The organism is Novosphingobium barchaimii LL02 (genome assembly GCF_001046635.1).
In the GTDB taxonomy this organism is placed as follows: Bacteria; Pseudomonadota; Alphaproteobacteria; order Sphingomonadales; family Sphingomonadaceae; genus Novosphingobium; species Novosphingobium barchaimii.
In genome coordinates, this window is record NZ_KQ130457.1 from 312531 (window position 1) to 324599 (window position 12069).

Consider the following 12069-nt stretch of genomic DNA (forward strand, 5'->3'; position numbering starts at 1 on the left):
ATGTCCATTCTCATCGACAAGAATACCAAGGTCATCACCCAGGGCATGACCGGCGCGACCGGCACTTTCCACACCGAGCAGGCTCTCGCCTACGGCACGCAGATGGTCGGCGGCGTCACCCCCGGCAAGGGCGGCACGACGCATATCGGTCTGCCCAACTTCAACACCGTCGCCGAAGCCAAGGCTTCGACCGGTGCGACCGCATCGTGCATTTACGTTCCGCCGCCGTTCGCCGCCGACTCGATCCTTGAGGCGATCGACGCCGAGATGGAACTGATCGTGTGCATCACCGAGGGCATTCCCGTCCTCGACATGGTTCGCGTCAAGCGCGCCCTTTCGGGCTCGAAGTCGCGCCTTATCGGCCCGAACTGCCCCGGCGTCCTGACCCCCGGCGAATGCAAGATCGGCATCATGCCCGGTTCGATCTTCTCCAAGGGTTCGGTCGGCGTTGTGTCGCGTTCAGGCACGCTCACCTATGAGGCGGTCTTCCAGACGACCAACGCAGGTCTGGGTCAGACCACCGCAGTCGGCATCGGCGGCGACCCGGTCAACGGCACCAACTTCATCGACGTGCTGGAACTGTTCCTGGCCGACGAAGCCACCCAGTCGATCATCATGATCGGCGAAATCGGCGGTTCGGCTGAAGAAGAAGCGGCTCAGTTCCTCAAGGACGAAGCCAAGCGCGGCCGCAAGAAGCCCATGGCAGGCTTCATCGCCGGCCGCACGGCGCCTCCGGGCCGCCGCATGGGCCACGCCGGCGCCATCGTTTCGGGCGGCCAGGGCGGCGCCGAAGACAAGATCGCAGCCATGGAAGAAGCCGGCATCAAGGTGTCGTCCTCGCCGTCGCTGCTGGGTGAGACCCTTGTGGAACGCCTGAAGGAACTCGCCTGATACGAAAAGGGTGCCCTCATCTAATGAGGGCACCCCTTTTCAAACTACGCTGCTTCGGGCACCGCCTTGGAGGCCGCAGATCAACGAGAATCCACGAATTTTCCAAGATTTTTAAGGTTGCCCGGCCGAGCCGTTCACGACACGCCTCGCAGAAGATCGACTGGACCGGCCTTGTCGACATCACCCAGGTGAGCCAGCCCGTGCTTAAGCGTCGACGCCAGCGCCGTAGCGTCGATCCGCGCCGTATCCGGATATATGACACCTACTGCCAACCGATGCCTCGATCGTAGATCGGGGATGATCGCCGCGGTAACCTGAGTGCGTTTGGAAAAGCCGAACGTACCCGTTACGCAGCCCTTCTCCGACATCAAAGCCACCTCTTCGGTGACTTTCTTCAAGTCAAACCGGTCGTTCTCCAAGGCTTCAGCTTGCAGGCGCCAGAGCAGGCCATTCGAATGCGCTACAGGCAACGTCGATAACAGGAGCCTTCCTACTGCACTTGCCGATAGCAAGGCGCTTGATCCGGTTTCATGCTCCATCAGCGCTTCGTCAGGCCCATCAATCTTGTGAAACATTTGCACACGGGTGCCCACTATTCCGAACAAGCCCACTTCACAGCGCGTAGTCTGGGCAAGTCTGTTCATATATTTATAGACTTGGCCGTCGCGAATGAAGTCTGGCTGACCGATTCGTCCGAGTTCAGCCAGCCGCGGAGTGGGGGAGTACGAGCGCGTTTCGATATCGCGGTACAGCAGCCCCATTTCGACAAGCGCCATCAGCAGTTCCGAAGTGCTCGATTGCGGGCGGCGGAATTGTCTTACGATGTCCATCACAGTGGCGCGTTCGTGGCCGGCGGCGAAGAACTCGAAGATTTCGATCACGCGCACTGCGGATTTGGCGCGACGCGGTTCGACGACAAATGTCATTATGAAACTCCCTTGCGGTGTTGCATTAATCCGATGCCGGGGCGGTCTAGTCAATGAAAATCTCCGGGGTGGTCCCCCCGGCATCGCCCGTTCCCCCTTCGCGCAACGTGCTCATGCAGGGCCGATGAGGCCTCCGCACGGGCCAAGTATCGGCGTTCGCATCGCCTAGCCGAGTGCGGTGAACGGCGCGACCGCACCCCGCCGAGGCAGCCTCGCCGAGGGCAGGTATCAGCGAAGCGCGCGGCAGAACTTTCGGACGTCGTCCACCAACAGCGCTGGTTGTTCCAGCGCGGCAAAATGCCCCCCCTTCGCAAGCTCGTTCCAGTACACGATATTGTACATCTGCTCTGCCCACAGGCGCGGCGTGGGCCGGATTTCCGCCGGAAAGCGGGCATGTCCCGTAGGCACTTCTATCTTTTGCCATTCAGGGGTGGCAGCCCGGTCGGGGCCGATGGATTCGTAGTACAGGCGCATTGCCGAGTTGATCGTGCCGGTGACCCAGTACAGCATGATGTTTTCCAGCATGCGGTCCATGCCCAGCAGAGCCTCGACATCGCCGTCGCAGTCCGTCCATGTGCGAAACTTCTCGATGATCCAGGCTGCGAGGCCCGCCGGCGAATCCGTCAGCCCATAGGCCAGCGTCTGCGGCTTGGTGCTCTGGATTGACTGATAGCCACTTTCCCGCTCGTCGTAATGGCGCTTCCACTGCAGGGCCGCGGTCTCCTTTTCCGTCAATCCGGCCAGGGGTTTATCGGGATCGGCGGGTTGTCCCAGGATGAAGTTCAGATGCAACCCGATCATACGATCGGGGTGGAGCATCGCCATTCTGCTCGAGATGGCGGACCCGAAGTCGCCGCCTTGTGCAAAGTAGCGGTCGTAGCCGAGTATCTCCATGATCCTGCTGTTGACGGCCGCAGCGCGCATCAAGCCAAAGCCTTTCGTCCTGGTGGGACCAGAGAAGCCGTAGCCGGGGATCGACGGAGCGACGACGTGGAACGCGTCCCGCCTGTCACCCCCGTGGGCAGCAGGGTCGCTGAGTGGTCCGATTATGTCCAGAAACTCGGCCACCGAACCCGGGAATCCATGCGTGATGATTAGCGGCACGGCGTCCGGCTCGGGAGACCGTACGTGATAGAAATGGACATTCTCACCGTCGATCTGCGTGGTGTACTGCGCAAAGCGATTGAATCGCGCTTCGGCCGATCGCCAGTCAAATTCGTCGCGCCAGTAGGCGCACAGCCGATCGAGGAAACCGCGCTCCGTTCCATAATCCCATCCCGCATCGGTCAGCTGGTCCGGAAGGCGGGTCCGTTGTAATCGCGCCTTCAGGTCGTCCAGCATGCTCTGGGGTACATCGCAGCGGAACGGTTCGATGCTCTGGGTCATGGGGTGTCCTTCCTTGCGGTGACCCGCAAAATCGAGATGAAACCGCAACTGGCCGCAACGCAGTGGCATGCAACGGAGGGGCTGGCGCTCGGCGCGCCGAGTCGGTATGCACATGTGCTATTGCATAAATGCGGGCGGTCAAGGCAAGTGCCGGGCACGGCCGCAACGGGAAGAGGGAAGCGGCATTGACCGACCGATCCAATGATGTGAGCGCCATGCTGGATGAAATGGCAATCCGTCGCTTGCTCGACGAATATTGTCTCCGGCTCGAGATCAACCAGTTCGAGGACTGGCTCGACCTGTTCACCCACGACACCGTCTACGATGTATTCCGGCAAAGCCTGCGAGGCCGGGAAGAAGTGGCCGCGATGTTGTCGCAGGCGCCGCACGGCATTCATTTGCCAGGGGCTACCCGCATCGAACTCGGTACGGACACTGCGCAGACGGTTCAGAGCTATCTGTTCCTTTCCGCAAGCGAGGACACCTGGAATGCCGGTTGGTACCAGCGCACGGTCGTTCGGACCGGGGAGGGCTGGAAAATCGCGCACACGCGCGTCAAGATCGGCAGGCTGGGCAACCTCGCGCCGGAAGAGAAAGCGCGGATGCTCGCATTCCCGGTGCAGTTCGCCTGAATTGACGCCATGTCATCGACATAAACAAGGTGGTTCGGCGACGAGCCGTCCGACTGCCGCCAAGGCAAACGAATGTGCGACAGGAGAGAATACATGCACAAGATGGTAGTCCTCGCAAAAGCGGTTGAAGGAAAAATCGAGGAGCTCCAGCGGTGGTACGATGATCGTCACATACCCGATCTTCTCGCCGTTCCCGGATTCGTCAGTGCGGAGCGGCACCGGGTGTTTCCAGTCAAACCACTCGAAGGCATGCCGGCATGGGACTTCATGCTGATTTACGAGATAGCCGGCGATCCGATGCCGGTGCTCCAGTCCATGGGCGGCATGATGGGAACGGAACGCATGCCGGTAAGTGACGCCCTGGCAAGCACGCACACGTTGTCGCTGGTGGGCATCTCGGAGCATCATCAGGCGAACTGAGAGCAGGTTCAGCCGCCTCGCTATATCTCCATGATATCAAGATGAGGCATTTTGATATTTGATAAGAATGCGCGGTGCGCCCAAAGTCGGCGGCAGAATAGAACAAGGAATCGTCAAATGGATGCTATGACCCGGGCCAACCCGATCGTTGACGCCGATGCCCACGTTAATCCTTCGCACGACATGTGGGCCGACTATCTGTCAGAGCCGTTTCGCGAGATGGCGCCCCAGATCGAGCATGGCGAAGACTGTGACTACATCGTCTTCGAAGGGCGCCGCAGGAAGCTCAACCTGATCAGCGCGCAGGCGGGGCGTGACGGCAAGGACTTCAAGATGCACGGTCGTGCAGCGGATGCCCGCGCCGGTGGCTGGATGCCCAAGGCACGCCTGGACGACATGGATTCCGATGGCATCGATACAGCCGTGCTGTTTGGCGGCGGTCCGCTCGGCACCACCAATAACGAACTGTTCCTCGCCAGCTTCGAGGCATACAATCGCTGGCTGGCCGATTTCTGTGCCTACGCGCCGTCGCGTTTCGCCGGTGTCGGCTATGTGCCGATGCAGGACGTCGATGTGGCGATCCGGATGATGCGCGATTTCGCGGCACGCGGGCTCAAGGCCGTGAACATACCCGCTTTCCCGATGGCAAAGGTGGACGTTGCCGGCGCGACGGGCCTGGATGCGCAGACCCGCGCGCTCACCGGCGACGTCAATGGTGACCGCAGCTATGCCGATCCGGAGTTCGACCCGTTCTGGAAGGCGGCGTGCGACCTCGGCATTCCGGTAACGATCCACCTGGGCGGACGCGCGGTGCGCTTCACCGAGCCGAAGTTCTTCCTTTCCGACCTGCTGATGTCGAAGTTCGGGATGGGCGAACCCATCGCCATCATGATCTACGGCGGCGTATTCCAGCGCTTCCCCGACCTCAGGCTGGTTTCGGTGGAGAGCGGCGTGGGCTGGTTCGCGTTTGCGGCCAACTACATGGACGAGACCTGGGACAAGCAGCGCCACTGGGTTAACAGCGTTCTTGAACATGCGCCCAGTTATTTCTGGGAGCGCAACATCTTCGGTTCATTCATTCATGACCGCGCCGGTATTCTGATGCGTGAACTGCCAGGCGCAGGCAACATCATGTGGTCGTCGGACTACCCGCACTCGGAAACGACCTTCCCGCACTCGCTCGCCAAGATTGAAGAGCTTTTTGCGGGCGTTCCGGAAGACGAGAAGAACATGATCATCGGTGGACGGGCCAAGGCGCTGTTCAATCTTTGATCGAATGCGGCAATCGACCAGGGACCGGCTGCGTTGTGCGGCCGGTCCGCGTTCTCTTGCCGCATTCCAGGTAAAAAAGGACAGAGGATGAGTCTCGAAAACGAGGCATCAAGGCGAGTGACGCTTTCGCGCTATCCCGAAGGCCGATTGCGCGCGGACGACTTCAAGATCGAGACGGGCGCCATACCCGAGGTTGCCGAAGGCAGCTTTCTCGTCCGTAATCTGGTCGTCTCCGTCGATCCGATGCTGCGGATTTTCATCGACCGCAAACCGCTCGGCATCAGCAGCATGCCTTCGCTGCCGTTGGGTGCGACCATTCCCGGCGCGGCAGTCGGCGAGGTCGTGGAATCGCGGCATCCCGATTACCAGCCAGGCGACATCGTCGAAGGGCGCTTCGGTTGGCAGGATCATGCCGTGTCCAACGGGCAAGGCGTGAACCGGGTACCCCGGGGCCTTGGCGGGGTCGAGAATGCGCTGGGCATCGGGGGGCTCCCCGGCTTCACCGCATATATCGGGCTCGAGACGGCAGGCGGCGTCAAGCCGGGCCACACATTCCTGGTGAGCGGCGCGGCCGGTGCGGTCGGTTCCGCAGTCGGTTCGCTGATTCGTGCCAGAGGCGGCCGTGCGGTGGGGATCGTCGGCGGCGAGGACAAGCGCCGCTATCTGCTGGACGAGGTCGGCTACGACGCTGTCGCCGACCGGCTTTCGCCCGATTTCCATGCGCAACTGGCACAGGCCCTGCCCAATGGGGCCAATGTATATTTCGATAACGTCGGCGGCCCGCTGCTGGCGGAAATGATGCCTTACGTGGCGTTCGGGGGGCTCGTTCTGATCTGCGGCCTGATGTCGCAGTATCAGGACGGCGGCGCGGGCGGTGACCGCGACAACCTGCCGTCTGTGCTGCATGCGGTCATGGGCAAGGGCATACGTATCGAAAGTTTCAGCCAGTACGGCAGGGATGCCTTGCGCCCTGCGTTCGAGGCGGAGATCACCGATCTGCTGGCAAAGCGCAGTATAAAGCCCCTAGTCCATATCGTGGACGGGCTGGAACGCTTGCCACAAGCACAGATCGATCTTTTCGAAAACAGCACGACCGGCAAGGTCGTGGTCCGCGTGGCCGAAGCCGGCGCCCGCTGAACGAAGCGGAATTAACGGAGTGAATAATATGGCAACGCTCGCACCAGAAGCTGCGGTATCATGGCTTCCGACCAAGCTGCTTGTCGCAGGGCAGCTGGCGGCAGGTGAGGGCCCGGAAATGACGGTGCGCAATCCGTCGTCGGGTGAAGTCACCGCATCGTTCCCAGGCGCGTCGCTCGCGCAGTTCCATAGCGCGATCGCCGCGGCCCGTGCCGCCGCCGACAAGGGCGAATGGGCGAACACGCCGCTGGTGCGGCGCGTTGCGAAATTGCGGGCGTTGCTGGATCTCATGGTCGCCCGCAGCGATGATCTGCGTTCGCTGATCGTCACCGAGACCGGCATACCCATCAAGTCCTTCGCGCTGGAGGCGCAGGTAGGCTCTCCGCTCAAGCAGATGGAGGTCATGCTGGACCTCTGCCTCAAGCTGCCCGAGCTGGAAGAAAACCCCATCTCGCTCGATGAGCGGATCAACGCACAGGGGGGCTTCGTCCAGAGCATCCGCCGCTATGTTCCGGTCGGCGTCGTGGCGGCGATTTCGGCATACAATTTCCCGCTGCACATCAACTTGTGGAAACTGATGCCGGCGCTTGCCACCGGTAACAGCGTGATCCTGCGGCCCAGTCCCCTCACGCCGTTCAGTGCCTTCGCGCTTGCCGAGATCGTCGCGCAGGCCGGTTTGCCCGAGGGAGTCGTCAGCATTCTCGCCGAAGCCGGTGCGGAAGGTGCGCAATTGCTCACCACCGATCCGCGCATCAATATGGTCAGCTTCACAGGCTCGACCGAGGTCGGGGGCATCGTGGCCGGCCAGGCCGCGCCGTCCATGAAGCGCCTTCAACTGGAGCTGGGCGGAAAATCGGCGCAGATCTATCTTCCCGATCGGGTCGAAGCGGCGGCGACTGCGGCGATCGGTGTATGTATGGCGCACGCCGGACAGGGCTGCGTTCTGGGAACGCGCATTTTCGTGCCGCAAGAGCGCAAGGCCGAAGTCCTCCAGGCCATGAAGGCCAGCCTTGCCTATGCCGTCATCGGCGATTCCACCGACCCGGCAACCACGATGGGTCCCGTCATCAGCGAAAGCCAGGTGAACCGCTGCGCGCGGTACGTCGAACTGGCCGTGGCGGCAGGTGCGTCCGTGGTCGCGGGCGGCAAGCGCGCGGACCGTCCGGGCTATTTCTTCGAACCGACGATCCTTGACGTTCCCGACAATTCGAACCCGGCCGCGCAGGATGAAATCTTTGGACCGGTCGTCGCGGTGATCGGGTATCGCGATGTCGACCATGCCGTCGAGATGGCGAACGATTCCCCGCTTGGGCTTTCGGGGTACGTCTACGGCAAGGATGCCCGCCAGGCGCTGGACGTCGCAAAGCGGATTCATACCGGCACGATCAACGTGAATGCCTTCTTCGCCAGCGCCAATTCGTCTTCCGGGGGGCACAAGATGAGCGGTATCGGCCGTGAACGCGGTGTCGAAGGTATCCGCGCGTTCCAGGACGTTCAGGTGATGAACCTGGGTTCCGCCACCTGAGCGCCACTGCCGTATACACGTAGCCGGAAAGAACTGGGCGGAATTGCCATGACTATCGAAGCAGCCGATTACGTGATCGCCGGAGGCGGGAGTGCGGGGTGCGTCCTGGCCGCCCGTCTTTCGGAAGACCCTGGTTGCCGTGTGGTTCTTCTCGAAGCCGGCGGTGAAGGTGATCGTTTCATGGCGAACATGCCATCGGGCTGTTACACCATGCTCGCCAAGCCGGCGGCGGACTGGATGTACATGACCGAGCCCGATCCCTCGCTGGGCGGCAGGCAGGTCATGTGGAGCGCCGGCAAGATGCTGGGCGGCGGATCTTCGATCAACGGCATGATGTACATTCGCGGCTCGCGCGCGGATTACGATAGCTGGGAACGCGATCTGGGCTGCGATGGCTGGGGCTGGGATGCGGTCCAGAGCTATTTCAGGAAATCGGAAGATTTCAACGGGGCGCCCGGGCAATCGCATGCGGTCGGCGGGCCACTTGGCGTCACGCTGCCGCGCCGCGTCCATCCGCTGTCGCGGGCGTTCATCGCGGCCTGCGGCGATGCCGGTCTGCGCAAGGTCGATGACTACTGTTCAGGTGACATCGACGGAGCGTTCCTCTCATTCGTCACGCAACGGGCGGGGCAGCGATCCAGCACGGCCCGGGCTTTTCTTTCCAAAGCCACCAAACGCCCGAACCTGACCGTCCTGACGGGCGCCCTGGTGGACAAGGTCCTGATCGACGACGGACGAGCGACCGGGGTGCAGTTCATTCAGGATGGCGAGGTGAGGACGGTTTCGGCGCGCCGCGAAGTGATCGTCAGCGCAAGCACCATGCAGTCGCCCGCGATCCTTCTGCGCTCGGGCATCGGCCCGGCCGATGCCTTGCAGGCTCAGGGCATACCCGTAGTTGTAGACGCGCCCGAAGTCGGCAAGAACTTGCAGGAACATGCCAGCGTCGCGACCAGCCTGCTGGTCGATATTCCCACCGTGAATACGCGGATGGGGCCGGTGAGGCTGGCGCTGGGCATGGCCGGGTATCTCCTTGCGCGGCGGGGCATCATGACGATCACTCCCGTCGAAGCGATGGCGTTTCTGCGCTCGGAACCCGGATTGAAAGAGCCGGACATCAAGCTGCAGTTCGGACCCCTGGCATTCGATCCAGCCACGCACGGCCCGCACAAGAAGCCGGGCGTGGTGATCTACGCCAACGTCGCCAAGCCGCGCAGCCGCGGGGAAATCCGTCTGCGCAGTGTCGATCCGCGCGATGCGCCGGTGATCGACCACAGGCTGCTTGGCGCGCCCGAGGATGTCGCCGCGCTGATCAAGGGCCTCAAGCAGGTCGACAGTATCATGCGCGAACCCAGCTTCCGGGGCCATCTTCGCGGGCGGATCGCGCCAGCGGACATTCCTCGCAATGATGAGGAGTGGGAGCAGTCGATCCGCAGCAGGGCCGGGATCGGATATCATCCGGTCGGCACCTGCCGGATGGGCGGGGATGCCGCTTCGGTGGTCGATCCGCGCCTGTCTGTCCGCGGGGTTGCAGGACTGCGTGTGGCGGATGCCTCCGTCATGCCGATCATGCCCTCGGCCAATACCAATGCACCCGCGATCATGGTGGGTGAAAAGGCGGCTGACCTTATCCGCGCAGACGCGGCGTGATTGCCGGCGGTGCCGGATAGGGGGCTTCCCGGTCGCCAGATCGCGGCGCCATCCTGCCCCTGCAAAGGCTGTTGCCCCGGTCTTGTGGGAACGCGGATCGCCAACCGTGTCGGGGCGGCCCCGCTGCGAGGTGGCGATTGCGTTCGTTCGCACTGATGCCGCCGCGAACTTTTCCGAACGGACATGTAGACGAGGGGCCGATCCGGCCCCCGACTTGCGACGCCTTGACCATTTACCAGAAGGAACTCGAACTGTGATGGAACCCGATACCGCCCGCATCGAACTGCGCCGGGCAACGCACGATTTCAACGAATCCCTCGTCGATCTTGTTGTCAGGCTGACGCCGGTCGATGGGGACGCGGCGGCGGCCGTGAAGCGGGCCCGGTCGGCGCTGTTCGAGGCATGGACCATCCTGTGTTCGCCGCCGGAAGACGACGACGACCACGATCATTGAGGTTCAGCCCGGGATCGGCTCGCCTGCCTCCACGGCAAGAGCGAGCCGATGCGCCGCGCTCTCGTGCGGCAGCCGCTTTGCCGCCAGCCAGAGCACCAGGAGCGTTAATGGGGCAAGCAGCAGGATGCTGACAATGCCGGTGGCCAATGACCCCGTCATTTCGCTGACCTTGCCCGTCCAGTAAGGACCGATTCCGGAAGCGACCACGATGGCGACCAGCGAGTAGCAGGCCGCGGCCGCGCCCCGCATGCGCGGCAAGACCAGGTCCTGGACAAGGGCGGCGATGCCCCCGCTCCACAGCGATGCGAAAATGCTCAGGAAGAAGTAGGCGCCGAAGAACACTTCCACCGATTTCGTGGTGGCGATGACCGCGATGCTCGGGACCAGGCCCAGCAACGTAATCGCGGACATGTGGAGCGGCGCGCGGGCATCGCTCGCCTTCCACTTGTCGGTCAACCACCCGCCAAGCACGACACCGAGCAGGGACCCCAGGACGAACACCGAGCCAAGGCCGATGCCGATCTTGACCGGAGAGATCGCGAACGTACGCATGGCCAGAGGCGCTGCCCAGACGCTGATCCCGGCGATGATGCAGGCGACCAGCGCGGTCGAGACGATGCTCAGCAAGAACGTCGGGTCGCCGTAGGTCAGCCTGTACAGCGGCTTGTCGCCATAGCTTTGTACCTGGCCCCAGGTGGCTATCGAATATGCGCCCAGACCACAGGCGATCCACTGCGCCGCATCGCCGCTGAGCCATGTCAGCACGCCCGAAACGCAAGCGATGGCGATCATGAGGAGAAAGTTGCGTACGGTTCCCGGCCACCCGGCCAGTTGATGAATGACGATCAGGGTGAACGGCGGCAGGGCCGATGCGATTTCACGCACGATAATCCGCACGATGCCGGTGCGAGCCACATTGGGCCGCGCAGGCTCATGCAGGGTGAGGACCATCAAGGCAAGCACCAGACCCGGCAGGCCGACCGCCACGAGCGCGGCCTTCCAACCGGCCAGCGAACATGCTCCGGCGATCGGAATGGCCGAACAGAACGAGGGCCAGCTCTGAACGAACAGGCCGCCCACGATCATCGCGATCGCGCTGCCCAGGAAGGTGCCGGTCAGGTAAGTGCCGAGCGCCAGCGCGCGGTTGCGCGGCGGGAACACGTCCGCCAGCAGCGAATGCGAGCAAGGGTTGGCGACCGCTTCACCCACACCCACGCCGATGCGGGCGGCACTGAGCGAAAGAAAGCCCGTTGCAGCCCCTCCCAGCGCCGTCATCACCGACCAGAGTGCAAGGCCGAACGCCAGCATCTTCTTGCGCGAGACGAAGTCGGAGATGCGGCCCATGGCGATCCCCACGACCGAATAGAACACCGCAAAGGCTGTTCCCAGCAGGAAACCCAGGTCGCCGTCGCTGAGGTTGAGGTCCACCTTGATCGACTGGGCCAGGATGGAGACGATCGTCCGGTCCAGCATGTTGAACAAGTTCGTCAATACGAGGACCAGCAATGCAAAGTAGGCCGAGCGCGCAATGCGCGCGGAAGGGGGGGCTGCCGTCATGCTAACTACCTTCTCCCAAATCCCAGCCATCGCGTCCCGCTGGCAGTAACGCCGGCCGGAAGCATTCACGCCGCCTGGTTCGCTGTCCCGCAGTTGCGCGAAAGCTGCCATGCCGCCGGAGGCTTGATCCGCTGATGTGTCGGTTCGTGATCTTTAATCGCTTTGGCGCATATTGCATCTAGTGACATGCATTGCAAATACTCTGGTTCAGGTTTCCGGCCC

General features: G+C 62.5%; 11 protein-coding genes. 8 read left to right on the forward strand and 3 right to left on the reverse strand.

Going from position 1 to position 12069, the window contains the following annotated elements; translation table 11 throughout:
• Positions 1-891 (forward strand): succinate--CoA ligase subunit alpha, encoded by an 891-nt coding sequence (sucD, locus tag V474_RS20250; RefSeq protein ID WP_043971047.1) that lies wholly within the window; start codon positions 1-3, stop codon positions 889-891.
• A 134-nt stretch (positions 892-1025) separates the two neighbouring features.
• On the opposite strand, the gene V474_RS20255 is transcribed toward sucD, so the two are convergent.
• On the reverse strand, positions 1026-1817 hold the full coding sequence (locus tag V474_RS20255; RefSeq protein ID WP_059153212.1) for a helix-turn-helix domain-containing protein: 792 nt from the start codon (positions 1815-1817) through the stop codon (positions 1026-1028).
• Between the two features lie 228 nt (positions 1818-2045).
• A complete protein-coding gene (locus V474_RS20260) occupies positions 2046-3203 on the reverse strand; it encodes an epoxide hydrolase family protein (protein ID WP_059153213.1) in 1158 nt (385 codons plus the stop codon).
• A 128-nt stretch (positions 3204-3331) separates the two neighbouring features.
• On the opposite strand from V474_RS20260, the gene V474_RS20265 reads away from it, so the two are divergent.
• The 7 genes from V474_RS20265 (at position 3332) to V474_RS20295 (ending at position 10290) form a co-directional block, all read left to right on the forward strand.
• Complete coding sequence (locus V474_RS20265) at positions 3332-3835, forward strand: nuclear transport factor 2 family protein (protein WP_082699920.1); 504 nt, start codon at positions 3332-3334, stop codon at positions 3833-3835.
• 93 nt (positions 3836-3928) lie between these two features.
• Complete coding sequence (locus V474_RS20270; RefSeq protein ID WP_148649488.1) at positions 3929-4255, forward strand: hypothetical protein; 327 nt, start codon at positions 3929-3931, stop codon at positions 4253-4255.
• 117 nt (positions 4256-4372) lie between these two features.
• Positions 4373-5527: an amidohydrolase family protein gene (locus V474_RS20275; RefSeq protein WP_059153216.1), complete on the forward strand. Its 1155-nt coding sequence runs from the start codon at positions 4373-4375 to the stop codon at positions 5525-5527.
• Positions 5528-5614: 87 nt separating this feature from the next.
• Positions 5615-6664, forward strand: coding sequence for an MDR family NADP-dependent oxidoreductase (locus V474_RS20280; RefSeq protein ID WP_082699921.1), 1050 nt, complete (start codon positions 5615-5617; stop codon positions 6662-6664).
• A 28-nt stretch (positions 6665-6692) separates the two neighbouring features.
• Positions 6693-8189 carry an aldehyde dehydrogenase family protein gene (locus V474_RS20285; protein WP_082699922.1) on the forward strand — a complete coding sequence of 499 codons (1497 nt, stop codon included), beginning with the start codon at positions 6693-6695 and terminating at the stop codon, positions 8187-8189.
• Positions 8190-8237: 48 nt separating this feature from the next.
• Complete coding sequence (locus V474_RS20290) at positions 8238-9836, forward strand: GMC family oxidoreductase (RefSeq protein WP_059153218.1); 1599 nt, start codon at positions 8238-8240, stop codon at positions 9834-9836.
• A 256-nt stretch (positions 9837-10092) separates the two neighbouring features.
• Positions 10093-10290: a hypothetical protein gene (locus V474_RS20295; RefSeq protein ID WP_059153219.1), complete on the forward strand. Its 198-nt coding sequence runs from the start codon at positions 10093-10095 to the stop codon at positions 10288-10290.
• A gap of 3 nt (positions 10291-10293) precedes the next feature.
• Here the strand turns inward: V474_RS20295 and V474_RS20300 are convergent, their stop codons facing one another.
• A complete protein-coding gene (locus V474_RS20300) occupies positions 10294-11847 on the reverse strand; it encodes an MFS transporter (protein ID WP_169795119.1) in 1554 nt (517 codons plus the stop codon).
• Between the last annotated feature and the right edge of the window lie 222 nt (positions 11848-12069).